The organism is Thermodesulfobacteriota bacterium (assembly GCA_040754335.1).
Lineage (GTDB): Bacteria > Desulfobacterota_D > UBA1144 > Nemesobacterales > UBA2774 > 2-12-FULL-53-21.
This window is the reverse complement of record JBFMCV010000004.1, coordinates 336,135-360,903: the sequence shown is the minus strand read 5'-3', so window position 1 is coordinate 360,903 and position 24,769 is coordinate 336,135. Positions and strand designations below refer to the sequence as shown.

Sequence of the window (24,769 nt, the reverse complement as noted above, 5' to 3'; positions counted from 1 at the left end):
CGCCCGAATAAATATCCCGTCACACAACACGGTTTATTCTATCGACCGTGCATTTTATCATAATTTGGGGTGGACACAGGATATTTTATCGAAATAAAAACAGGTTAAGGGTCTTCATACTCCCGGACCCTAATAACCTTAAAACGTGGAAGATTCTATCCTATTATGATTTCCTGTCAAGTAAATGGCAGCGGGCCTGTAAATAGGCAAACTTTGAAATAAAAAATAATGATTTTAGAATAATCGTCATGATCTCGATTACTGATATTGAAGGCATAAGGGTAGGCCACGCCTCCGATTACGGCGCCGTGACCGGCTGCACGGTAATCCTCTTCGACAACCCCGCCACAGGGGCGATAGATTTAAGAGGGGGCGGCACGAGCACGAGGCAGATAGACTCGCTGCTCTCCCACAATACCTTCGGCAAGATACACGCAATACTGCTTACAGGCGGTAGCGCTTACGGGCTCGACGCATCGAGCGGCGTCATGAGATACCTCGAGGAAAAGAATAAAGGGCTCAGTGTCGGGTACGGCATGGTCGTGCCGTCCGTGCCGACGGCGGTGATATTCGACCTCGGGATTGGAAACGGAAAAGTAAGGCCAGACGCCCGCATGGGATACGAAGCCTGCCTCAACGCAGATTCCTCAAGGGTCGAGGAGGGGAGCATCGGGGCGGGGACGGGGGCGACGGTCGGGAAGCTGCTCGGGCTCGATCACGCGACAAAGGGCGGGATTGGGACCTCCGGCTACAAAATCAAAAACGGGATAACAGTCGCCGTCCTAGTCGTGGTCAACGCTTTCGGAGACATAGTGTCGCCCGAGAACGGGGAAATCATCGCTGGCGTGAGGACGACACCGCGCGGAAGCAAATTCGCAGGCACGGTGAACCTCTTCAAGAAGGGGGTCACGTTCAGGGAAGACAAGTCTCAGAACACCACGCTCGCGGTCGTGGCGACAAACGCACGTTTCACGAAATCCGAGCTCGGAAGGATAGCCAACATAGCCCAGACAGGGCTTGCGAGGGTCATATCGCCTGTGCATACGATCGCCGACGGGGACGTCGTTATCGCGGTCTCGTGCGGCAGTATGGAAGGGGACGCGAACCTGACCGGAGTCATAGCCGCGGAGCTTACGGGCAGCGCCATACTCCGCGCTATCCACCATTCGAAGGGCCTGGGAGGTATACCCAGCATGAGCGACCTGAAGGGAGAGGAGATTACCTGAGCTCGACGGCAGGGCCCTGGATCGGGAACTTCCTCATCCTTATGCCGAGCACGACGCCGATACCTATGAGCGCGGTGAGGGAAGACGACCCCCCGTAGCTCAAAAGCATGAGCGGAACGCCCGCTATCGGAAGCAGGCCGATTACCATGCCTACATTGACGACCACGTGCCAGAAATACATGGCGGCGATGCCGAAGCAGGTGAGCACCGAAAACTTGTCCTTCGCACGGCTCGCGGTATCGAGAATCCAGAGGATAATCATAAAATATAAAAGGAGCGCCATGAACCCGCCCAGGAAACCCCATTCCTCGGCGAGCACCGAGAAGGCGAAGTCCGTCTGCTGGGCCGGTATGAACCTGAGCTGCGTCTGAGAGCCCGACATGAACCCCTTTCCCATGAACCCGCCCGATCCGACCGCGATCTGGGACTGAATAGCGTTGTAGCCGGAATCGAGGGGGTCCTTCGAGGGCTCGAGGAACGTTTTAATCCTGTCCTTCTGATAGGGTTTCAGAAAAAAACGCCATGCGGGATAAGAAAATCCGATGACCACGGCCAGGACCAGAAAAATCAGTTTTTTTTCGACACCCATGAACAGGATCATGCTTCCCGAAATGAGGACCATCGTAAGCGCGGTACCCAGGTCGGGCTGGAGCATTACGAGAGTAAGCGGCAGCGCGGTCAGCAGCACGGGCTTAATGAGGTCGAGCAGGCCGTAAGGGACCCCTTCGTAATCGTTGTCATAGAATCTGGCTATGGCGAGGATTATAGGTATCTTCGCGAGCTCCGAAGGCTGGATAGTGGCGAATGAGCCGATCGTAATCCAGCTCCTCGACCCCGAAACCTCCTTGCCGAATACCAGGACGAAAAGGAGGAGGAGGAGTGAAAAGCCGTAAATGTAAAGTGCGTACTGCTTTATCAGCTTATTGTTGAGGAATGAGACGACTATCATGGCGAAGATACCGATGCATACCCACATCGCCTGCTTTTTGAAATAGCCGAGACCCGTCTGATAGGACGCGCTGTAGAGGTTCATCAGGGAAAGCGCCGCGAATGCCAGGGTCATCAGGAATAGAGACCATCCGAAGCTCTGAAGGAGCCTCCTGTCAAACATTATCATTTGCTTTTCTCTCTTTCTTCAGTTGGAAATAAGTTTCTATTATTTTTTTCGCTATAGGGGCGGCCACAGCCCCGCCCTTTCCTCCGTGCTCGATCAGCACTGTGACCGCTATCTCGGGTGTCTCGGCGGGGGCGAAGGAGGTGAACCAGGCATGGTCTTTATGCGCTTTGTCGCTGCTCTGGGAATCGAGCGATACTACCTGTGCCGTACCCGTTTTCCCGGCGACGGTTACGTTTTCGAGCCTGGCCCCGTGGCCTGTGCCGCCGGGACCGTTAACGACACCTGTCATCGCGTCCCGGATAAGAGCGAGCGTAACCTTATCGACGGGCAGCTCACCCTTCGGGGGTACGTTATTCAGCCTGGTTTCTCCGCTGAAAGCCACTTCTTTTATGACCAGATTCGGGGTCAGCAGAGTCCCGCCGTTCGCTATGGCTGCAGTCATCATAACAATCTGGAGGGGGGTAACGCTTACGTAGCCCTGTCCGATCGCTGATACTATCGTTTCGCCCTTATACCAGGGCTTCTTGAATTTCTCGAGCTTCCATTCCCTGCTCGGGGCGACCCCCGCCCGCTCTTCGATCCCGATGCCCGTGGGCGACCCGAAACCGAAGAAATTCATATATCTTGAAATCCTGTCTATCCCGAGCTTGTCCGCGAGCTTGTAAAAGTAAACGTCACAGGACTGGACTATGGCCTCCCGCATGTTCATCCAGCCGTGCCCTCCCCTCTTCCAGCACCTGTAGACGTGCGAGCCCAGCCTGTAGTATCCCGGGCAGTGCACGAGCGTGTCGGGATGTATGGCTCCTTCTTTCATCGCAGCCGCGGCCGGAACCATCTTGAAGACGGACCCCGGGGCGTATAGTCCCTGCGTCGCGCGGCTCACGAGAGGGAAATCCTTATCGTTCATCAGCTTCGACCACGTCTTCGAGTCGATACCCTTCACGAAATCCGCCGGATCGAACGATGGCTTGCTCGCAAGGGCGAGCACCTCTCCGTTCCTGACGTTGACCGCGATGATCGCGCCGAACTCCTCGCCCAGAGCGTCTTCGGCCGCCTTCTGGAGGTCTATGTCCACCGACATAACGACGTCGTTGCCCGGGACGCTCTGCCTGTTCACAAGGTCCTTCTGGAAGAGGTTCGATTTGACCTCTCTTCCGAGCGCGTCGGTAACCTTCTGTGTAAATCCGTCCTTGCCGCGGAGCGATTGCTCCCATGTCTTCTCGACTCCAGTCTTCCCGACCAGGCCGTTGCTGCTGAGCTCCGGGTTCGCCAGCAGCTCGGCCTCGCTCACCTTCCCTATATAGCCCAGAAACGATGCGCCCATTACGCCGTGCGGGTACTGTCTTAAATTGTTCACCTCTATAGTGAGGCCGGGAAGGGAGCTCCTGCGCGCTTCTATGTAAGCGAGCTGATCGCGGTTGATATCCTGGGCCACGAGGGCGGGTTTGAAACGATTCCTCCGTGACGCCTGTTTTATTTTCTGCACGATCTTTGCGGGGTCTTCGTTGAGCACTCTCGATAAATTGACACTTAGCGCAGGCATATCGTCGACGTCCTCGGGAAGGACGTACACATCGAATGACGGCCTGTTTACGACGAGCTCGCGGCCGTACCTGTCGAGAATCCTCCCCCTCGAAGCCGGCACCCTTTCTATTCTTATCCTGTTGTCCCGGGAAAAAGCCTCGAACTCATCCGCCTTCAGTACCTGTAGGAACCAGAGCCTCGAGACGAGACCCAGAAACGCGATGCCGAGTATGACGGTCGCAATTACGAGTCTATTTCTGAAATCTTGCATGCATCCTGCCAGCCGCCCAGAAAAGCGGCACGCCAACTGCCGAATTTACCAGCCCTTGAAGAATTATCTCGCTGAAAGAAAGCTGAAAGCCCGCGTCACTCTTTATTCTAATTATAGTCAGAATAAAAGTCCACGTAAAAATGGTCGTTAAAAATATAACCAGCCCCTGGACTATCACTTTCTTGAGATATACGTGGTTTGAGCTCGTGCGCACGAGCATGTAGGCGCTCAGGCGGGAGATGGTGAATGTCCCGGGCAGGTTCCCCGAGAGGACGTCCATCATGTACCCGTTCCCCGCGGCCAGGAGGAAGCTCCCCCTCATTTCGGAATAAACGGCCAAAAAGACTATGAAGATAAGATTGAGGTCAGGAAATAAGTAACCGGCCTTCCTCGGCGACAGGAGGGTGGACTGCACCGTTATGAGGAGGATGGAGACGAGTATAAGTGAAACGAACGTAATGGTCTTATTCATTCAAAACCACGTTGTTCACGGATTTTTGGATTATGACGACCTCCTCGAGCGAGTTGAGATCGACGTGCGGAGAAATTCCCGCGCTTATGAAGCTCCCGTTAGGACTGATATCGGTGACGGTCCCTATTATGACGCCTTTTGGGAAAAACCCGTCCTTCCCCGATGAAATGACCTTGTCCCCTACGCTCACATCGGACTTGTTTTCGATATATTCCATGACGCATCCGCTCCCCGTCCCCTTTACGATGCCCCTCGCCCTCGTCCTGTGGATATAAGCGTCTACGGCGCTCACGGGATCGGTGATCAGGAGCACTTCCGAGCTCTTGTCGCCCGCGAGCAGTATCCTCCCCACTATCCCGTCGTAGGAGGCGACAGGCATGCCCTCGGTTATACCGTCAGCACCGCCCTTGTCGACTATGACCACCTGGGAGCGGAGCATGGAAGGACTTGCGCCTATCACGTTCGCCGATACGACCGGGTAGAGCGACACGTCCTTGAATTCGAGGAGTTTTTTGAGCCTCGTGTTCTGCGCCTTGATCTCGGCCAGCTCGAACTTTTCCTGCCTGAGGGCGTTGAGCTCCTCCCGGAGCCTCTTGTTCTCCTCGTTAACGTTCACGAGGTGGATATAATCCCGCCAAGTGCCTACGACTCCATCGGTAACTGCGGAAACCAGCTTTTGGGGATAATACGTGAGCGTAAGGACAAATTTGGATACAGGGTTCTTGCTGTTCCTTTCCCTGAGATCGAGCGAAAAGAGCTGTATTGCCACGAAGAACAGTACCACAATGATGAGTATGGTGCGGCGCTTGAAGAAGCCCATGTCTATATCATATCAGCAAAAGAACTATAGTACACAGAAACCGCGTCTGATTTTCATGAGTAACCTATGCTGACCTCTCTCAACAGGTCGAGCTCCTCGAGCGCCTTCCCAGAGCCGTAAACGACGCACGTGAGCGGGTCCTCCGCCCGCGTAACGGGGAGCCCGGTTTCTTCCTTGATGAGCTGGTCCAGGTTCCCGAGGAGAGCGCCTCCGCCGGTGAGCATAATTCCGCTGTCGACTATATCGGCGGCAAGCTCGGGAGGGGTCCTCTCGAGGGTCTGTTTTATCGCCTCGATGATAAGGCTGACGGGCTCGGTGAGGGCTTCCTTTACTTCTTCAGACGTTATCTCTATAGTGCGCGGTATTCCGGCGCGCAGGTCCCTGCCCTTTACGTTCATGGAGCCTATGTCGCCGTTCCCGAGCACCTTTCCGAGCTTCTTCTTCACGTCCTCTGCGGTCCTTTCGCCGATGAGCATGTTGTAGTTCCGTTTCACGTACTGGAGTATTGCCTCGTCGAGCTTGTCTCCTCCGACCTTGATCGATTTGCTGACGACTATGCCCGCGAGTGAAATTACCGCAACCCCTGTCGTCCCCCCGCCGATATCCACGACCATGTTCCCGGTAGGCTCGGTCACGGGCATCCCCGCGCCGATCGCGGCCGACATCGTTTCTTCTATAAGATAGACCTCTCTTGCCCCGGCGGCCTCAGCCGATTCCCTTACTGCCCTTTTCTCGACCTCGGTAATGCCGATGGGAACGGAAACGATGATCCTGGGTCTCACGAAACTTTTCCTGTTGTTATGGGTTTTCCTGATGAAATATTCAAGCATTTTCTGAGCTACGTCGAAGTCTGCGATTACGCCATCCTTGAGGGGCCTGATAGCCTTGATAGAGCCCGGCGTCCTTCCGACCATGTCTTTGGCTTCTTTGCCGACTGCGAGTATTTTTTTTATGCCTCTCGAATCTTCCTGCACCGCGACGACCGAAGGTTCGTTCGCGACAATACCCTTTCCCCTCACATACACGAGCGTGTTGGCAGTCCCCAAATCGACTGCGAGGTCGTTCGAGAACCAGCCCAGAACCGTATCGAATATCATTTCCGAGACCCTCCTACCCAAATTATAGAACAGAAATTAATAAAATGTTATTGGTGATTTATAAAAGATACCCAACCCTGTTTATTAACTACCTTTTACCCGAAAAAAGACACCCGACTGATACTATAATAGAGAGGGAAATAAAATCAAGGATTACAGGCGTTAATTTTCAGCGAAGGCGATTATTCAGGCTTTTGAGGGTCCCCGGCGCCGGTGAACGGAAGGGCGGCAACCTCGGCCTGCCCGACAGACCCGTCAGAGAGCTTAATTCCGACTTTCGTGCCGGGCTCTTTAAATTCCCTTCTTATATACCCTAGAGCCACGGGCTTCCGGAGAGAAGGCGAGAAGGCGCTGCTCGTGACGAGCCCTATCTTTTTCTCTCCCGAATACACATCGGCTCCTCTCTCCAGGGCCGCGCCGGCAGAGATGAAGCCAGCGAGGTGCCTGTTGACATGACCCCTCCACCTGATCCTCGCAATAACCTCCTGGCCGACGTAACAACCCTTCTCGAAATTGAGCGCGCTCCAGATGCCTGCCTCGATCGGAATCGTCTCTTCGTCCATGTCGATACCGTAAACAGGGATGCCGGCTTCTATCCTGAGCACATCGAGCGCGGCCCTCCCTGCGGGCTTTATCCCGTGCTCTCTTCCCTCCTCTGTCAAGAGTCCCCAAACATCTGCGAGCCCTTCGGTGAGTGCATAGATATCGTAGCCCTCATCGCCGGTTCTACGGGTTTTAACAACATGCACCTCGTGACCGTCCACAAACGCTCTCACGTGATCGTATTCGCTCGTCGGCAGATTATCCTTTCCGATAATTTGCCCGAGAAGACCTGGCGCTTTTGGACCGCAAACTGAAATAAGCCCCATGCTTTCAGTCAGATCGTCTATCGCAGCCTTGTAGGAGAGCCTGTATTTCTTGAGGAGGTCTCCGACTTTTGTATTCAGGCCCGGCTCAAGGTCCAACAATACCGAATCCTTATCACGATAGACTCGCATATCGGAAATCATCCTGCCCTTTACCGTCAGAACCGCAGCGTACATCCCCTTGCTTTCTTCGAGCTCCATCACGTCGTTAGTGAGCATGCCCTGGAGAAACTTAAGATGCTCCTTCCCGGAAAGACGGAGCTTACCGCGGTCGGACAGATCCGCTATGGCGACACGGCTCCCCGCCGCTTCGTACTCGCCCTGCATGTCGCCGTAGCTCTCGGGGACGAGCCATTCCCCCGACTCCCGGAATGAAGCGCCCAGCGACTCGTGCACATCATGCAAAGGCAGTCTCTTGATACTCATACGGTCCCTTATATAGTCCGGAGTGAACGCACGACATCATTATTCTACCAGAAGCGCAGGAGGCCCCGCGCAAACGCTGGATGAATCTTTTGTATCTCCCCGGTTATCTAAAATAGACCGGTATTCCGCGGGGCGTGAGCAACTTGAAAAACCGCTCCCCGTATGTAGTATAAAGCGGGGTTCGGGGAAGAAGCATAAAATTCAGGAGCGGAGATGACCGATATTAAGGATTTGAAACGGAGACACAAGGTCGTGATCATGGGTTCGGGGCCGGCGGGACTGACCGCGGCTCTATACACGGCCAGGGCAAATCTTGAGCCCGTGGTGTTCGAGGGCATGGAGGCAGGCGGCCAGCTGACTCTGACTACGGAAGTGGAAAATTTCCCCGGATTCCCCCAGGGTATACTCGGGCCCGAGCTCATGGACTCGATGAGGAAACAGGCCGAGAGGTTCGGGGCGAAGTGCGTGCTGAGCAGCATAACTTCGGTTGACTTATCGAAGAGGCCATTCAAGATCACGGCAGGAAATACCGTCATAGAAGCTGACGCATTCATCATCGCTTCGGGAGCGTCGGCCAAGATGCTCGGCATAGAATCGGAAAAACTGCTCCTGGGACACGGCGTTTCGACCTGCGCCACTTGCGACGGGTTTTTCTTCAAGGACAAGGAGCTGATCGTTGTCGGGGGCGGCGACAGCGCGCTCGAAGAAGCAACATTCCTTACGAAATTCGCTTCCAGGGTGAGCGTAGTCCACAGGAGGGACCAGCTCCGCGCGTCAAAGATACTTCAGGACAGGGCGCAAAAGAACCCAAAGGTGGATTTCATCTGGAACGCTGAAGTCGAGGAGATACTGGGAGACAAGGACGGCGGGGTAAGAGGGGTCAGGCTCAGGGACACGAAGACGGGCGAGGTCACGGAGAGGTCCGTCCAGGGCGTATTCATAGCAATCGGTCACAACCCGAACACGAAGCTATTCAAAGGCGTGCTCGAAATGGACGCGCTCGGGTACCTTATAACTAAAAACGGAAGCACGGAGACGAGCATCCCGGGGGTATTCGCAGCCGGCGACGTAAAGGACAGCAAATACAGGCAGGCTATAACGGCGGCTGGGTCCGGGTGCATGGCGGCGATCGACGCGGAGAGGTTCCTCGAAGAGCACGCCGAGCACGCTTGAGCCCGTATTCGATGACTTCCGGCTGATCCCTGCATTCCAATATCAGACTACTCCTACCGGGTACTGCGGCAAGAGCGTATATTGATAGCAGGAGCCTAATACACAGGAGCGTCACCATGAACCCGCTCTTAGGATGGGATCAGGAGAGTAAGCGCGAGCGTATTTTCACTACGGAGAGGCTCATCGCGTCGTGCGGATTCATACTTGCCGGTCTCTTCCTAATTTTGTCGTTCATTTCGGATTATTTCTCCCCGGAGACTCCCCTTCCGGAGAGGCCCGTCTTCCTGCTTGTCCTGATACTCATCCTCTCGGGCTGTCTATATGTCTTCACCGTCGGGAAAACGATAAATTCGGTTAACGCCGGAGCGATGCTGGGCTTCGTGTTATTTATGGGCCTCGTCTTCAGGCTGGTCATGTTTTTCTCCACCCCGATGCTCGAAGACGATTATTTCAGATACCTTTGGGACGGGGCCGTGACGGCGAACGGGATAAACCCGTATAAATATTCGCCGGAGGACGTTATTCGGAATAAAGACGTCCCCGAAGAACTGCTGAGACTTTCCGGAGACTCGGGCGATATAATCAAGCGCATAAATCACCCCCACATACGAAGCATTTACCCCCCGGTCACACAGGCGCTCTTCGCGCTATCGTACTTGATAAAGCCCTGGAGCCTCCTTCCGTGGAGAGCGATACTCCTGGTTTTCGACATCGTGACGCTCGCTCTCGTCCTTTATTCATTGAACGTCCTGCGGCTGCCCATTGTCTATTCCATGATCTACTGGTGGAACCCTCTCCTCGTGAAGGAGATATACAACTCGGGCCACCTGGACGCGCTAGTTTTACCTTTTGCCTTCGGAGGAGTGCTGCTCGCGCTGAAAACCAGATACTTCGGTTCTATCGCGAGCCTCGCTGCCGGCATAGGCGTAAAGATATGGCCCGTCTTCCTGATACCTCTCGTCCTCCGCCCCGTTCTCTCGGGCCCCGGAAGATTATTGCGCGCTTTGATCCTGCTGATACTTATCATGTGCGTGCTCTTCCTGCCTCTATACCTTTCCGCGCCCGACGGGTCATCAGGCCTGATCGCCTACGGGGGGAGCTGGGAGAATAACGATTCGATATTCCGCATCCTGATTTTCGTCTCGGACGTCTCCCTCGGAGCTCTCGGATTCGAGACCTATCAAAAGTACGCACTCGCCAGGTGGATCGCGGCCTCAATCACGATCCTTTGGATAGCTTATATGTCGTACAGGAAGCCCTCGGGAAGCGGCTTTTTCAAGAAAAGCCTCTTTATAATCGCGTTCATTTTCCTGGTGAGCCCGACCGAGTTCCCGTGGTACTACACGTGGCTCCTGCCGTTTTTAGCCGTTCAGCCGAGACTCTCGCTACTCGCGCTCACGTTTTTGCTACCGCTCTATTATCTGAGGTACTACCTCGAGCCGAGGGGAGAGCTGGACGTATTCACGGACGTAATCGTCTGGCTCGAGTTCATACCCGTCTGGATACTGCTGTTCAGGGAATGGAGGAGGGGAGAAAGGGAGCTTATCGGGAAGCGGTTTTTGTGAGGAGGCTCCTCAGCTCGGGAATGACCTTTTCCGCCGCCAGTCTCCCCCTCTCCATTATTGTTTCGCCCCGATGGAAATCGAGGACCTTGATATCCGAGAGCGGAGGGTCTATGACGATGCCGGGCGGGTTGTCCCTGAAATTATATTCAGTGAGCTTCCTCTGGGCGACAATGGAACTCCTCTGTATGATATCGACAAGGGAAACGGCTGCCTCCCTTTCCCTGCCCTTAACTTCAATCAGGTCCTCCATATAAAACTTTTCTGCAAGATAGCGGACATAGTCAGAGAATACAAGCCTTTTCCCGGCACCCCTGCTTATCGGTGACAGGTTGCTAAGCAGATCGACCGCAACGACGACGCCTGCGCCGAGACGCCTGACAGCGCTCACGGGCACGGGCTCGAGCACCCCGCCGTCTACGAGTATCCTCTCCCCGTCTATCACGGGTTTGAACAGGCCAGGAATGCACATACTGGCGTGCACGGCCCTGTAGAGATTCCCGCTCGTGAATGTAACGACCTCGGCTTTATTGAGATCGACGGCAATGGCGGCGAAGGGCTTCCCTAAATCCTCTATACTTTCCACACGGACAATGTCGCCGAGCAGGCGCTCTATGTAATTCCCGCTGAAAATACCCTTGCGGGGCCAGGTGGGGCCGAGGAGAAAGGGCAGGTCTTTTACTCCATACCGCTTCGAGACACGCTCGAGCTCGGGGAGCTTCCCTGAAGCGTATACCGCGCCAACGAGCGCCCCTATGCTCGTACCAGCAACTATATCGAACTCGATCCCTGCCTCGCCGAGCGCCTTCAGGACCCCTATGTGGGCGAAACCCTTCGCCCCTCCTCCTCCGAGCGCGATCCCGATTTTCATGGCTTTTTCCGTGAGAATTTCATCATATGCGAACGCCTCGGAAACACTCCCGCCCTGTGACAGACCCACGCATCAGGCCTTCGCTTTCTGCGAGCTCCCGAGCGCCTGGTCTATGTCCCACAGGATGTCGTCGAGCGTCTCGAGACCGACCGAAATCCTGACCATTTCCGGGTTCACGCCGGCCTCCGTCTGCTCTTCTTCCGTAAGCTGCCGGTGCGTGGTCGAAGCCGGATGGATGACTAGCGTCTTCGCGTCCCCCACGTTCGCGAGATGGCTCAGGAACTCAACACTCTCAATGAATTTTATCCCAGCCTCCTTCCCGCCCTTTATTCCGAAAGTGAATATCGAGCCCGCACCTTTCGGGAGGTATTTCCGGGTGAGCCCGTAATACGGGCTGTCCGGCAGTCCCGGATAATTGACCCACGTGACTGCGGGGTGGTTTTTAAGGAATTCCGCCACGGCTAGGGCGTTCGAGCAGTGCCTCTCCATCCTGAGGTTCAGAGTCTCCAGGCCCTGAAGCAGTAAGAAGGCGTTAAAGGGGCTGAGCGCCGGGCCGTACGCCCTCAGTATCTCGCACCTCGCCTTCATGGTGTATCCGAAATCACCGAATGTTTCATAGAACCTGACCCCGTGATAAGCCTTCGAGGGCTCGGTCATTCCGGGAAACTTCCCGTTGTCCCAGGGGAACTTTCCGGACTCGATCAGCACGCCGCCCATCGAAGTGCCGTGGCCGCATATGAACTTCGTCGCCGAATGCACGACGATATCGGCCCCGAATTCGATAGGCCTGCACAGATAAGGTGTCGCGAACGTGTTGTCTATGACGAGCGGCACCCCGGCATCGCGGGCGATTTTCGAGACGGCTTCGATATCGAGAACGTTCCCGAACGGGTTGCCTATGGTCTCGGCGAAGAGGGCCTTCGTTTTCTTCGTAATGGCCTTCCTGAAGTTCCCGGGCTCATCAGGGTTGACGAATTTCACGTTGATTCCGAGGTCCCTGAAATTAACGTCGAACTGCGTGTACGTGCCCCCGTAGAGCGTGCTCGACGATACTATCTCGTCCCCCGATTTCAGAATCGTGAGCAGCGCGACCGCCTGGGCCGCCATGCCTGACGCGGCGGCGACCGCGGCCCTCCCCCCTTCGAGCGCGGCCATCCTCTCCTCGAACACAGCGTTCGTCGGGTTCATTATGCGTGTATATATATTCCCGAACGTCTGGAGATTGAAGAGGCTCGCGGCGTGGTCGGCGCTGTCGAACACGTAGGCGGTAGTCTGGTATATCGGCACCGCGCGCGATCCCGTTGCAGGGTCCGGGAGCTGCCCGGCGTGTATGCATAGTGTTTCAAACCCGAATTTTCTGTCAGCCATATTTACCCCTCCCGATGTTCACCGCCGAAAAATCATCCTGACGGAAAGAAATAGACCGGATTACTTTCCGTGTCCCGTCCTAAAATGTAAACCTGCCTAAGGAAGCGACTTCGATCTTCTGGACGAGATTATTCCGCGGTTTACCCCGATAAAATTAATCCCGCCGAACAGCCTGCCGTGCTCTATCTTCATGCACCTGTTCATGACGACGTCGAGCCCCGCTTCCCGTGCGTGCGCTGCCGCACCTTCGTTTATTATCCCGAGCTGCATCCATACGACCTTCGCCCCTATCTTTATTGCGTCCTCGACGATAGGAGGGACGTCCTCCGATTTCCTGAATATATCGACGACGTCCACCTTTTCCGGAATGTCGAGGAGTCTCGCGTAGCATTTCTCTCCGAGTATCTCCTTGTGACCGGGGTTCACGGGGATTATCCTGTAGCCGTGCTCCTGGAGGTACTTCGCGGCGAAGTAGCTCGGACGGTGCCACTTGTCGGAGAGCCCCACGACTGCGATCGTCTTGTTTTCCTGAAGAATCCTGCGGAGTGTCTTTATGTCTTCCATAATTATTTTCCCTTTCTGCAACCGCCTAAGAACTCTTAAGAATATGAAGAAATTATTATATAATCTACCCTAGATCGGCAATTTCTCACATATTCGCTCGTATATATGTTTGTATGCCGATGAATAATCTTACTATTAAAATAGAACAGGTTTAAGCACCTCGGCTGCGGAGTAAGTAAGGGATCTATGGAGCCCGGAAACCTCGGGAAACTATCAAAGCGAGAGATTTTAAGCTATATAGCAGACATCATCGCCATAGGAGGACTCCTTTACGGCGCAATCCGAATAATCCGGGGCGACATAGGGCTTATAACACTGATAGTGTTAATCGTTTGCGCCTCCGGAATATGGCTCAGCTCATTCTTTTTCTACATCAGGAGAGCCAAGTATCACAAGTGGGTGGGCAATCTGGCCCTCGCCCTCATTATAGCAATGCCGGTCCTTGCATTTACCGGTTATTTCGGATGGCGGTACTATCAGAGTATGCCGCCTGACAAAATCATTATCCTGCTCGCCGACTTCGACGGACCCGACAAGAAAAAATACCGGGTGACAGGGAACATCAAAGACCAGCTGGAAAAGGCCACGAAAAAATACTCCGACGTAGAGGTTCAACTCTTAAACGAAACAATCACGTATCAGAATGAAAGCGACTACGCCCGTAAAATCGGTAAAAAGAGGAAAGCCAGCATAGTGCTCTGGGGCGAGTACACAGTAAACGAAGAGAACGTACAGATCATAGCTCACTTTGAAGTTTTGGAAAGACCGGTGATGCTGGAGCTAAAACAGGAAGTGGAGAACCTCAAGGTGGGGGTTACAGAGCTCAGAAATTTCACGATACAGGAGCAGCTCTCGAATGAAATGACTTATCTCGTGCTGTTTACCATCGGTCTTGCGAGGTATGAAGCCGGGGATTATGCAGGCGCTATCAGCCTGTTCACGGATGCTGTAAGCGGGCTGAGCGTTCCTGTAAACATTGTCGAGCCCGCGGCGCTTTACTTTTATCGTGCCAGTGCATACTACCTGAATAACGACCCCGACCGGGCAATCGAGGACTATTCGAGATCCATTGTCTTAAACCCGTCCAATCCGACCGCTTATGCAAACAGGGGTATTTGCTATGCCGATAAAGGCAAGCTCGACGCTGCTATCCACGATTATACAAAGGCCATAGAGCTGAATAGCAAAGAATCGCACTTCTACTATAATCGCGGGAACGCCTACCTTATCAAAGGCGACTTGGTATCGGCGATAAACGATTTTACAACGGCTATCGGACTCAACCCCCGGAATTACCTGGCGTATCACAACCGGGGCACCTCGTATGCTTTACAGGGCGACCTGGATTCCGCTGTCCGGGATTTTACGAGCACGATCGAGCTGAATCCCAAAGATTCCGATGCGTATATCAGCCGCGGGAAGGTCTACTCGAAAAAAAATCTCTACGACCTCGCGATAAGCGATTATACGAAGGCTATTGAATTTAATCCTCGGGCAGCCGCTCTGTATTTTCAACGCGGAAACACCTATATGATGAAAAACGACATACGATCCGCAATCAGGGATTATACTAAAACTATCGAGATCGACCCGAAGTTCGTCGATGCTTATGTCAACCGCGGAATAGGCTACGCAAGAGAAGGCGGCCTCAATTCCGCAATCAGGGATTTCACAAAGGCCATCGACCTGAACCCGGCACATACGGACGCTTATTACAATCGCGGGGTCGCGTACGATTTGTCGGGCGCTCGCGCCGAGGCGGCCGCCGACATGAAGAAAGTCCTGGAATTGACAGATGATCCCGGTCTGAGGGAAAGGGCAAATCGATTACTTGAGAAAATCGGCTCCGAATGATTTCCTTTCATGCCGGACGATGAAATGCAGCTTCATTGACACCCCGGACGCGATTCCATATTCTTGAGTGAAGAATGGAAACTGCCAATAAAGAATATCGGCTCAATAGACCAATGCTCCCTCCGGGGCCGAGAGGTCTCCCTTTCATAGGCTCGCTCGCCGGTTATTTCAGCGACCCGCTCGGGTTCCTGACGAAGATATCGAGGCGGTACGGGGACATCGTTTATTTCACTCTCGGGTCGCGTAGATTATATCTCCTCAACAATCCCGAGCACATAAAGGACGTGCTCGTCACGCACAACCGCAATTTCACGAAAAGCCGGGCGCTCGACCGCGCGAAGCTCGTCTTAGGCGAAGGTCTTCTCACGAGCGAGGGTGATGTCCACCTGAGACAGAGGAGGATCATTCAGCCCGTATTCCACTACAAGAGGATAAGGTCCTACGGCGACGTCATGGCGGACTACGGCTCGCGCGCGGGCGCTTCCTGGAAGAGCGGGGACATAGTCGATATACACGTGGAGATGACGAAGCTCACGCTCGCAGTCGTGAGCAAGACGCTCTTCGACGCTGACGTCGAATCGGAATCGGACGAGATCGTCGGATCGCTCACAGACATAGTGACTCTCTTCCCCAGGTTCGTTTTCCCGTTCTCCGAGATCCTCGACTGCCTGCCGCTCCCGGGGAATAAACGCGGGCTTCAGGCAGTCAGCCGGCTCGACAGCGTGATATACAGGCTCATAGAAGAAAGGCGGAGAGATGCCGGACAGAAAGACGACCTCCTCTCGATGCTCCTCGAAGCAAGGGACGAGGAAGGGGACAAAAAGGGGATGAGCGACACGCAGGTGAGGGACGAGGCTATAACCCTCTTCCTCGCCGGGCAGGAAACGATGGCCAATTCCCTGACCTGGACTTGGTATCTCCTCTCTCAAAACCCCGGAGCCGAGAAGAAGCTCCACGAAGAGATCGATACCGTTCTCGGCGGACGGCCGCCGTCCTTTGACGACCTCGGGAGGCTCCCCTACACTCACGGGGTCTTCAAGGAAGCACTCAGGCTCTACCCGGCCGCATGGGTCGTCGCGAGGCGCGCGATAAACGATTATGAAGTGGGAGGATATACAGTGCCCGCAGGGGCGGACATATACATGAGCCAGTTCGTAGTCCACCGCGACCCGCGATTTTATCCCGATCCGCTTAAGTACGAGCCCGAAAGATGGCGCTCCGAGGAGGATTCAAGCCTTCCCAAATTCGCCTATTTCCCGTTCGGAGGCGGGCCGAGGCGCTGCATAGGGGAGCCCTTCGCGTGGATGGAAGGAGTGCTGCTCATCGCCGCGATAGCGTCAAAGTGGAAGATGGGTCTTGCTCCGGGGCACAGGGTAGTGCCGGACCCGCTTATCACGATCCGCCCCAAGTACGGGATGAGAATGGTTGTTGAGAGGCGGTAGATCTTATCTCATTAATCCGTTTCAACATTCTAATCCGGCGATTCCTGCGCCATTAGAAATTCTCATCTCTCGACGACTTCGACGCTGTCACGGCTCTCGACCTTATACGTGATGTTGTCCGAGCGCCCGGATGAATCCACCACGACGAGGCGGTGCCTGCCCGCAGTCAGCGGTATGAACGTTTTCTTGTAAGGGCGAGTCGAGGCCACGAGCTTCCCGTCCTGATACCAGTAGAGGGCGCTCACCTCTTCGCTCACACCGGCGATGAGCTCGACCCTCTGATACTCGGAGGGCATGCCGTCGAGCACGCGGTAAGGGGTCGATTTATCGGGCGACAGAATCTGAGGCGGCCGCTCGGATGAGACGTCGTTACAGTAAGGGCTGAGGGGAGGGAAAGCGTCCCTCTTCACGCCTTCTGCCATCCACCATGCGACGAGCTCGGGGGGATAGGTCGTGATAACACGCGATTCGTGCGGTCGCTCACCTATGCAGTCTCCAAGGAGCAGGTCCCCGGACTCCTTATCGACGAATATCTTTTTTGAGTAATTGTCCCTGGGTATTCGTGACACGCCTTTTATGTACGTGACCTTGTCCCTCTCCCCGCAGTAGGGGGTCGGGAGAAGGTGGCTCTCCCTGCACACCTCGACAGTGCCGAGCCTGAGCCCTTCGGGCCTGCTTATCCTCGAGCCGTCACCTTCCACGCCCCTGAATACATCGAACAGTATCGGCGCCGCATGCTCCGATCCGGAGATGCCTTTTTGCCCCCTTCCGTCCGGATTGCCCACCCAGACCCCGATCGTGTACTTGTCCGAGTACCCGAGCGACCACGCGTCCCTGTGCCCGTAGGAGGTGCCCGTCTTCCACGCGACCTCGGGGACGTCCTCGGTGAGCGCCCATGAGTTGGAAGGCATATCGGGGCGCTTGAGGCCCGTCAGTATCTCCGTAATAAGATAAGACGCTTCAGGCGAAAAGAGTCCTGCCGGAGCAGATTCGTGGTTTGCGTCTTCGGTGATGATCACAGGCTCGTGACCGCCTCCCGCCGCGAGCGTCGCGTACAGATTAGTGAGGTCGATGAGCCTCACTTCTCCCGCTCCGAGAATTAGCGGGAGCCCGTATTTATTGGACGGCCTGTCGAGCGTGGAAAGGCCGGCCTTTAAAAGGAGCTCGTGAAAATCCTTGAGGCCGATCTGCGACAGCATCCTGACCGCAGGGGCGTTTAGCGAAAGTATCAGAGCGTTCTCGAGGGTTATCCTCCCCCTGTACTTGCTGTCGTAATTCTCCGCGACGTAACCCGAGAAGTCGGTAGGTATGTCGAGAACATAGGTATCGGGTACCGCTATTCCCTCATCGAGAGCCATGGCATAAAGAAACGGTTTCAGAGCGGAGCCCGGTGAGCGTCTCGCCAGCGTGAAGTTGACCTGACCCGAATGGTCCTTGTCGAAGTAATCGGCCGAGCCGACCATTGCCCTGAGCTTCCTCGTATCGTTCTCTATCACGACTATCGCAAGGTTGTCTATGCCGCCGTTCCTGAGGATCCCTATATGACGCTTAGCGACCTCTTCCGCGACCTTCTGGATCGACGGGTCGAGAGTGGTCTCGAGGCTCCCGCCTTTCGCAATGTCCCTGTAGGCGAATTCCGAGAAGTGGGGCGCGGCGAAGGGCTGGGGCTTCTTCGCCCTGGGGACTGCTTCTTTCGCTCCCTCGGAAGCTTCCCCGGACGTGAGGACCCCTCTCGCCGCAAGCTGTCCCAGTACCTTGTTCCTTTCCTTCTCCGAATCTTTCGGGTTCCTGACCGGGTCGTAGGCGGCTGGGGAGCGCGGGAGCGCAGTGAGCAGTGCTATCTCGCCCGGCGTGAGCGCGCGCGGGGTTTTCCCGAAGTAAAAATAGGACGCCGCTCCTATTCCCTCTATATTGCCGCCGTAGGGAGCCAGGTTGAGATAAATCTCGAGCAGCTCGTCATCGCTGTACATCCGCTTTAACTGGAGAGCGCGGAACGCCTCTTCCAGTTTGGAAAAAATAGTCCTCGATTTCGGGTCGGCCATGCGGGCTATCTGCATAGGAATGGTAGACGCGCCCGAGACGACCCTCCCCTCTTTTAGATTCGTATAAAAGGCCCTCAAGAGAGCAAACGGGTTCACGCCGGGATGGCTGCGGAACCACCTGTCCTCGGACGCTATCACGGCCTCGGCGAGCTTGGGGGAAACGTCCGCGAGCTTTACGGGGAAGCGCCAGCGCTTGTCCCGTGAAAGAAAGAATCTGAGTGGTCTTCCGTCTTTGTCCGTGATAACGGCCGTCGGCTCTCGCCTCAGCGATTCCGCAGGGAACGGGAACAAGAGATCGAGCGCAAAAAAAAGCAGGAGCGCGGAGAAAACGAATGCGGACGACGCGAAAAAAAATATTACAGCGAGTTTTTTAAATCGTCCGGCGAGCATCGTCATTCCTCTCGGTATCCGCATAAAATAACCCGGCAACGATTACTGTCTCAGCTTAACGACGAACGGGTTCTCGAGCTTTCCCGTGTACCTGATATTGGGCGAATACATCGCCTCAGCCTGAACCGGCGGCACGGTGAAAGTGCCCGGGTTCACGACGCGGAGAAGCGCGTAGTAGTTGTACCATTTCGCGTCCGGGAGATCGGTGAATATCAGTATGCGGTCGTCCCTGATGTCGAGGTATGCTGGCTCAACGCTGTCCCCGGTCGCCCATGACAGGGTCTCTGTCGTCTTGAGCCTCGGGTTTTCCACCTCGAACCCGGAGGGCAGGAGGTTTTCTATTACGAGGTTCTCTATCTTTCCCGAAGCGCTCTGAATCTTCGTCCTGACTACAACCAGGTCGCCCTGGACGATATTATTCGGGTCGAGCGGAGCGCCGTCTCTTGTAAGAAATTCTCTCGCTACGAGGAGACCGTCCTCGACAGGCTTAAACCCTTTTCTCGTCGGGATACCGCTCGTAATCAATGTAAAGAACGCGCTCCCTTCCTTGAACCCGTCGTCCATCTTTATACTGACGGGCTTGTCGCCCGTAATGGCGGTGAGGCTCAACGTCGCTTCGCTGCTGAAAGTCGCTATCTCTTCGTCGCCGGCGTACACCTTTCCCGTGTAAGGCGGGGTCTCGATCTGCCTCTTGACGAACTGGCCGATAGCGAGGAGGGCGAAAGAGCTCTCCTGGGTTGTCCACCAGGCGTTTAACTCAGCGTCTCTCGACAGACGTTCGACGAGAGCGGGTACCCTCGGGTCGTCCGGGTTTACGTCGAGTATCGCGAGAAGCAGTATCGCCCTGTTCCTGATCGTGGAATTGAAATTTCCGCCCGTCTCTCTCGTGATCTCTTCCACGTCGTTAAGGCCCTTGAGGAGCTCCTCGAGCGCGGCTGCATTCCCCGCGGCGGCGTACGCCCCGCCTAAAAGCGCCTTCGATTCTACCGTAAGCTCGCCAACGTGGCGGTCCCTTATGAAATCCATCGTGCTGAGATCGGGCTTTCCGTCGCGGCTCAGCACATAGAGCGCGTAAACGGCTCTCTCGAGCTCTCCGGTGCTGTAATCAGGCTTGGCCTTCGCCACGTTCTTCAAATATTCGATCGCGCCTGAATAAAGGGAGTCGTCGATGAAATATCCCGCCTTACGCGCCTCGACAAGGAAATGGGCGGCGTATATGCTGACCCAGGGCTCAGCCTGCACACCGCCAGGCCATAATGAGAAGCCCCCTCCCGCCACCTGCATCGTGCCTATCTGTCTTATCCCCTCCTGCACCATCGCCGCCGGGTCGGCATTCTTGAACAGATCGGGGTCTATTTCCTTCGCTATGTCGGAAAGGTATATGAGGGGGAATACGCGGGAAGTGACCTGCTCGAGGCATCCGTACGGGTACTGGAGCAGGTATTCGAGCTTCCCTGAAAACTGTATGAGCGGGAGCTTGCTTATGTACAGCTCCCTTCCGATAGTCCCGGTACGGTAAGATTCCACGTTGTCGATTGCGAGCTCCGTGTCCGCGTTCATTATGCTGCCGATTTTCTCGACCCTGCTCAGAGGAAGGTCGGGGAGCACAGGGACATCCATGTACGAGCTCGTGGATTCACCGTTGCCGGCCGCGGCTATATTGAGAGCGATCGCGCCCGTCTCGTCAGCCGTATCCACGACGAAGTAAACCGTCTTCTCTCCTCCGTTCGGAATATCGGCCTCTATTTTCGCTTCCTTCGCATTTTTCGCCGGTTTCTCGGCATCTGAGCCGCTCTTCATCAGGGCAACGGAGCCCGGTCCGCTCATAGTCGTAGTTATGCTGAATACGCCGTCCTTCTTCGTATCGTTCCTCACAGACACGGGTATGACGACGCTTTCGTTTAGAGAAAAGAACCTGGGTGGAGTCGGGAGGAGTACTATCGGGGATTTCACGCGAGTGAATTTTTCGGACGATCCGAATTCCCCGCCCCTGACCGCTACGGCCATGATACGGACAGCTCCCTGGAACTGGGGCATGTCGAACTTGAAAGTCGCCTTACCTTCCGCGTCCGCAGTCAGCACGCCCGACCAGTAGGCGACGGGCTCGACCCTCCTTATGCCCTGCGTGCTCAGGAACTGCATCTCCTTCCTCGCGCCGAAACCGCCGCCCGGGGGCGACAACCCCAGAGACACGTCAGGCAGTAGGAGCGAGAACGTGTCGTAGGAACTCACTTCGAGCGCGAGCTTCCTGTAAAAGAACGTGAAGGGGTCGGCGGTCTTCTGGTCTATGAGCTGTAATATTCCTTCGTCCACCGCGGCGATCGTGACCGCCGCGCCCGGCTGTGTCTTAACCCCTATCTCGAGGGGAGTGAGCGGCCTGATTTCTTCAGGGGCCGTTATTTCGACGTCTATCTTGTTCGCGGTGCGGTCGACATTTATAGGAATCGCCCCGAACGCCCTCCCCGCAGAGCCCGGCTCGAGCTCCTTCACACCTCTGACCAGCGTGGCTGTGACGTATGCGTTGGGCCTGTACTTCTCGCTGACGGGGACCTCGATCGTGGCAGTGTTGCCGTCGAGCGTGTGTGTTTCCGCGTAGTACACACCCTCCCGCTCCACAGTAACGAGCAGTTTTCCCGAGAACGGCGCGCGCACCTGAAGCCTGGCCTTCTCGCCGGGCATGTATTCGGCCTTCTCGAGACCGAGCTCTATACGCGCGGGATTCTCGACAGCCCAGGGCGAGAACCCCCAACCGCTCGCGTAGAACTGCACTTGGGTGGAGGCGCCCCCTTTAGGATCAGTCAGAACGACCCTGTAGCTCCCGAATTCAGGCGCTGTGAAAACGAAGCTCCCTCTGGGTGCCCCGCTGTCGATGGTCATCGAATTAAGCAGCACGGAATCGCGCTTGGATTCATAGTTGTAATTGCCGGTTGACGTTCTCCTCAACACCGTATTCCAGACGTCCTTATAAAACTCGGCCTTGAGCTCTCCTGTTTTTACCTCTTCGGTCCCCTCTCCCTTCGGAGCGAGCGCTAAGTATTCGAATTCCACCTCTTTGCCGGGCTCGGCGTATTCATCGGGCGTCTTCCGCTTAAGCCCGAGATAATAGGGATAGGGGTCGACGTTTACACGCCTGAGCGAGTTCACCCCGCGGCCGCCGGTTTCCTGGACGCGTGCAGATATCTGCGCCTGGAGGGATGATGCGGGCCTGAGCCCTTCGGGAATCTTGACCGTGAATTTCTTGACGCCCTCTGAGTCGAGATATCCTTCCGCCCGGAAAATCTCCTTCGAATCGTATTTCCTGTCCGGGTTGGTGAAGACATATCCTTCGTAGCCCTCTGGGAGGAACGGGTTCTCCACCAGGTCTACGAGCGTCTGCACCGAGAGCCCCGAAGCAGGGGGGCCGAAGAGATATGAGCTCCTTACGTCGTACGCAAGCTCCTTTCCGAGAGGGACGTTGTCCTCGCCGGTCTCAATCTTGACCTTTATGCGGTCAGGGATGAATTCTTCGACCTGAAAGAGGTACTGCCCTATGAGCTCGTCACCTGCAAGCACCTCTATCGTATTGTTCCCTGTCGGGGCGAACTCAGGTATCGGTATCGAAAAAGATACCTGGCCCTCCGCGCTTAAAGTTTCCTTTATCGTTTTGACGTCGCGTCCCCTCGCGTCTTTCTGCTTGAGCACTATAGGCATCGGGGAAGGCGTATTGAGGTTCGAGTCCCTCACTATCGCGACACCCTCTACGGTCTCGCCTGGGCGGTATATGTCCCTCTCGCCGTATACGTAGGCCGTATAGCCCAATGCGGACGGCACTGCCCCCCCTACGTCGAGCCCCGAGGCGTCTATCTGCATGTTGTCGAGAATGAGGAAGCTGAAGTCCCCGCCTTTCTGCACGGTAACCATATAGGGCTTGTTATCGGCGAATTTCCGGGTCAGCCCCGACGCCCTGAAAATGCCCTTCGCGTCGGTCGCGCCGCGCGCTATGAGCTGGTTCTGGCTGCTTATGACCCTGACGTCGGCGCCCGCTACAGGCGCGAGGTTCGAGAACGACGAGGTCCAGACGAGAAAATCGTCTTTACCCTTCTTTGCGACGATTCCTATGTCCGTAATCAGCACCCATTTCTGCACTCCCTGGTATTCCCCAGACGGCAGCACGCCCACCTGATAGAGACCCGGCTCATCTTGAGGTATGTATTTTTGGAGATCGAGGACTGTAGAGACCTCCTGGTTCTTCTTGTTCGCTATTTTATATTCGAGCTCTTCGGCCACGCGGCCGCCCATGAAATCCCCTACGGTGCCCTGGTAAAATTCGTCCCTCCAGACCGAATATCCGTAGGACTGGAAGAGGAAGAAGATGTTGTTGAGGTACACGCGGTCGACGGTCAGCTCGACGCTGTCTATGTTTATCGATTTCAGGACCACTGCCTGCGTACCCTTCGAGTCGAGGAACATCCCCGGGCTCTCGAACTCGAGCTTGGGGGCGAGGTCCGAGAACTGTATCTCTTTTTTGTAATCCTCCCTCAGCACCGCGTCGTCTAGTGCGGGGAGGCCCTTTGCGATCGCGAGCTGGTATTTGCTCCCGGGCACGAAATCGCCTGTCAGTATTATATCGTTCCCAATCCTCTTGACGCTGTAACTCACCCTGGGCTCGACCGATATGTAATCGGACGCTATCTCCGGGCTGACTGAAGAAGAAAACCCAAGTTCCAAAGAAGACCTGGGGTATTCGGACTTGGGCTCGACGCTCCTCACGGCGAGCTTGTCCTTCGACCCAAGCATTATCTTCTCGACGTAATCCTCGCCTAGCGCGACGTTGCCTTCTGCGGGCGTGAGGTCACCCACGATGACGAGCCTGAGCTCCCTTTCCCGGGCCATCTTCTCGACTGGGTCGCTACGCCACTTGATAGTAGTATTCCAGTAATCGGTGATGAGCTTTACGGGTATCGGTTTTTCCTCACCGCCCTTCTCTGCCGGGAGTTCCATCAAGCTGATCTTCCGGGCGACCACAGTCGGATCGACCGTGTAATTGAAATCGATCGTCCCGACGAGAGTCACCGTGTTCTTTTCGTCCTCTACAGGCTCCTCTTCGACCGTAGCCTGCTCGACCTTGAATTTGTCCGTACGTATCTCGAACACGGTCTTCCCGCCGAGCGACTCCCCGGGCTTTAGAAAATTATCGGGCTTGAGCGTGATCGTATAATCGGTGGCCATGTTGAATCTGTAGGACGCCTGAAAGCTCAGCACGTTGGGCGTCTTCCATGTCCACGAGCCGTTAACGGGAGGGTTTATGACGGCGGGGTCGCGTCCCAGTATCTCGCCCTCCTCGCTCTTGCCGATGGGTTTGTTGAATACGATGTCGACGAAAGTGTTGTCCTGGGTATCGAACTTGACCTCGACGACCGATACGCCGCCTATTCCGGTCAAAACCTTTTTCGCGCCCGTTTCGGGGAAATAGTTTTTGGCAAGGATGAGCCCCATTATGAGGACTATCAAGACCAGGAGGGCAATCGCTATATTTTTCGGGTCTCTGAAACCGGGCTTCTTATTGCCAGAATTGTCCATTTTATCATCCTCTCTTTTTAGTTAAATTCGGGACACTACCAATTATAAATCCCTTCCGGTTAAATCAAGATAAGAGATTATAAAACAACGGAAAAAAAACTAAATAGCGGGAGAGCGGAAAAGAG

16 protein-coding genes are annotated in these 24,769 nt (G+C 55.2%); 5 read left to right on the top strand and 11 right to left on the bottom strand.

All coding sequences use genetic code 11. The annotated features are described in order from the left end of the window. Positions 1 to 248 precede the first annotated feature (248 nt). Positions 249 to 1,226 carry a P1 family peptidase gene (locus AB1598_10605; protein MEW6145456.1) on the top strand — a complete coding sequence of 326 codons (978 nt, stop codon included), beginning with the start codon at positions 249 to 251 and terminating at the stop codon, positions 1,224 to 1,226. On the opposite strand, the gene rodA is transcribed toward AB1598_10605, so the two are convergent. From rodA to AB1598_10575, 6 genes are all read right to left on the bottom strand, one after another. Beyond that, positions 1,219 to 2,343 (bottom strand): rod shape-determining protein RodA, encoded by a 1,125-nt coding sequence (gene rodA, locus AB1598_10600; protein MEW6145455.1) that lies wholly within the window; start codon positions 2,341 to 2,343, stop codon positions 1,219 to 1,221. The genes AB1598_10605 and rodA overlap by 8 nt on opposite strands. Next, entirely contained in the window at positions 2,330 to 4,138 is a 1,809-nt protein-coding gene (mrdA, locus tag AB1598_10595) for a penicillin-binding protein 2 (protein MEW6145454.1), read from the bottom strand. Before mrdA ends, rodA begins: the two co-directional genes overlap by 14 nt. Continuing rightward, positions 4,119 to 4,610 (bottom strand): rod shape-determining protein MreD, encoded by a 492-nt coding sequence (mreD, locus tag AB1598_10590; GenBank protein MEW6145453.1) that lies wholly within the window; start codon positions 4,608 to 4,610, stop codon positions 4,119 to 4,121. Before mreD ends, mrdA begins: the two co-directional genes overlap by 20 nt. Then, positions 4,603 to 5,430: a rod shape-determining protein MreC gene (mreC, locus tag AB1598_10585; protein ID MEW6145452.1), complete on the bottom strand. Its 828-nt coding sequence runs from the start codon at positions 5,428 to 5,430 to the stop codon at positions 4,603 to 4,605. Before mreC ends, mreD begins: the two co-directional genes overlap by 8 nt. A 53-nt stretch (positions 5,431 to 5,483) precedes the next feature. After that, entirely contained in the window at positions 5,484 to 6,527 is a 1,044-nt protein-coding gene (locus tag AB1598_10580; GenBank protein ID MEW6145451.1) for a rod shape-determining protein, read from the bottom strand. 182 nt (positions 6,528 to 6,709) lie between these two features. Next, positions 6,710 to 7,819: an aminomethyltransferase family protein gene (locus AB1598_10575; protein MEW6145450.1), complete on the bottom strand. Its 1,110-nt coding sequence runs from the start codon at positions 7,817 to 7,819 to the stop codon at positions 6,710 to 6,712. A gap of 213 nt (positions 7,820 to 8,032) precedes the next feature. Between AB1598_10575 and trxB the strand changes: the two genes are divergently transcribed. After that, positions 8,033 to 8,992, top strand: coding sequence for a thioredoxin-disulfide reductase (gene trxB, locus AB1598_10570; protein MEW6145449.1), 960 nt, complete (start codon positions 8,033 to 8,035; stop codon positions 8,990 to 8,992). A 116-nt stretch (positions 8,993 to 9,108) separates the two neighbouring features. Next, positions 9,109 to 10,557 (top strand): hypothetical protein, encoded by a 1,449-nt coding sequence (locus AB1598_10565; GenBank protein MEW6145448.1) that lies wholly within the window; start codon positions 9,109 to 9,111, stop codon positions 10,555 to 10,557. Here the strand turns inward: AB1598_10565 and AB1598_10560 are convergent. The 3 genes from AB1598_10560 to AB1598_10550 form a co-directional block, all read right to left on the bottom strand. After that, a complete protein-coding gene (locus AB1598_10560) occupies positions 10,535 to 11,494 on the bottom strand; it encodes a patatin-like phospholipase family protein (protein ID MEW6145447.1) in 960 nt (319 codons plus the stop codon). The genes AB1598_10565 and AB1598_10560 overlap by 23 nt on opposite strands. Before the next feature lie 3 nt (positions 11,495 to 11,497). Next, a complete protein-coding gene (locus AB1598_10555) occupies positions 11,498 to 12,793 on the bottom strand; it encodes an O-acetylhomoserine aminocarboxypropyltransferase/cysteine synthase family protein (protein MEW6145446.1) in 1,296 nt (431 codons plus the stop codon). Between the two features lie 96 nt (positions 12,794 to 12,889). After that, positions 12,890 to 13,357: a CoA-binding protein gene (locus AB1598_10550; protein MEW6145445.1), complete on the bottom strand. Its 468-nt coding sequence runs from the start codon at positions 13,355 to 13,357 to the stop codon at positions 12,890 to 12,892. A 186-nt stretch (positions 13,358 to 13,543) separates the two neighbouring features. Between AB1598_10550 and AB1598_10545 the strand changes: the two genes are divergently transcribed. Together AB1598_10545 and AB1598_10540 are read left to right on the top strand one after the other, a co-directional pair. Further along, a complete protein-coding gene (locus AB1598_10545; GenBank protein ID MEW6145444.1) occupies positions 13,544 to 15,211 on the top strand; it encodes a tetratricopeptide repeat protein in 1,668 nt (555 codons plus the stop codon). 113 nt (positions 15,212 to 15,324) lie between these two features. Beyond that, complete coding sequence (locus AB1598_10540; protein ID MEW6145443.1) at positions 15,325 to 16,653, top strand: cytochrome P450; 1,329 nt, start codon at positions 15,325 to 15,327, stop codon at positions 16,651 to 16,653. Positions 16,654 to 16,715: 62 nt separating this feature from the next. Here the strand turns inward: AB1598_10540 and pbpC are convergent, their stop codons facing one another. Then, on the bottom strand, positions 16,716 to 19,109 hold the full coding sequence (pbpC, locus tag AB1598_10535) for a penicillin-binding protein 1C (GenBank protein ID MEW6145442.1): 2,394 nt from the start codon (positions 19,107 to 19,109) through the stop codon (positions 16,716 to 16,718). 18 nt (positions 19,110 to 19,127) lie between these two features. Beyond that, positions 19,128 to 24,644 (bottom strand): MG2 domain-containing protein, encoded by a 5,517-nt coding sequence (locus AB1598_10530; protein ID MEW6145441.1) that lies wholly within the window; start codon positions 24,642 to 24,644, stop codon positions 19,128 to 19,130. Between the last annotated feature and the right edge of the window lie 125 nt (positions 24,645 to 24,769).

Bases quoted from the DNA above. Each gene is read 5' to 3' on its own strand.
- AB1598_10605 (MEW6145456.1), top strand. From the start codon at position 249: ATGATCTCGATTACTGATATTGAAGGCATAAGGGTAGGCCACGCCTCC.
- rodA (MEW6145455.1), bottom strand. From the start codon at position 2,343: ATGATAATGTTTGACAGGAGGCTCCTTCAGAGCTTCGGATGGTCTCTA.
- mrdA (MEW6145454.1), bottom strand. From the start codon at position 4,138: ATGCAAGATTTCAGAAATAGACTCGTAATTGCGACCGTCATACTCGGC.
- mreD (MEW6145453.1), bottom strand. From the start codon at position 4,610: ATGAATAAGACCATTACGTTCGTTTCACTTATACTCGTCTCCATCCTC.
- mreC (MEW6145452.1), bottom strand. From the start codon at position 5,430: ATGGGCTTCTTCAAGCGCCGCACCATACTCATCATTGTGGTACTGTTC.
- AB1598_10580 (MEW6145451.1), bottom strand. From the start codon at position 6,527: ATGATATTCGATACGGTTCTGGGCTGGTTCTCGAACGACCTCGCAGTC.
- AB1598_10575 (MEW6145450.1), bottom strand. From the start codon at position 7,819: ATGAGTATCAAGAGACTGCCTTTGCATGATGTGCACGAGTCGCTGGGC.
- trxB (MEW6145449.1), top strand. From the start codon at position 8,033: ATGACCGATATTAAGGATTTGAAACGGAGACACAAGGTCGTGATCATG.
- AB1598_10565 (MEW6145448.1), top strand. From the start codon at position 9,109: ATGAACCCGCTCTTAGGATGGGATCAGGAGAGTAAGCGCGAGCGTATT.
- AB1598_10555 (MEW6145446.1), bottom strand. From the start codon at position 12,793: ATGGCTGACAGAAAATTCGGGTTTGAAACACTATGCATACACGCCGGG.
- AB1598_10550 (MEW6145445.1), bottom strand. From the start codon at position 13,357: ATGGAAGACATAAAGACACTCCGCAGGATTCTTCAGGAAAACAAGACG.
- AB1598_10545 (MEW6145444.1), top strand. From the start codon at position 13,544: ATGGAGCCCGGAAACCTCGGGAAACTATCAAAGCGAGAGATTTTAAGC.
- AB1598_10540 (MEW6145443.1), top strand. From the start codon at position 15,325: ATGCTCCCTCCGGGGCCGAGAGGTCTCCCTTTCATAGGCTCGCTCGCC.
- pbpC (MEW6145442.1), bottom strand. From the start codon at position 19,109: ATGCGGATACCGAGAGGAATGACGATGCTCGCCGGACGATTTAAAAAA.
- AB1598_10530 (MEW6145441.1), bottom strand. From the start codon at position 24,644: ATGGACAATTCTGGCAATAAGAAGCCCGGTTTCAGAGACCCGAAAAAT.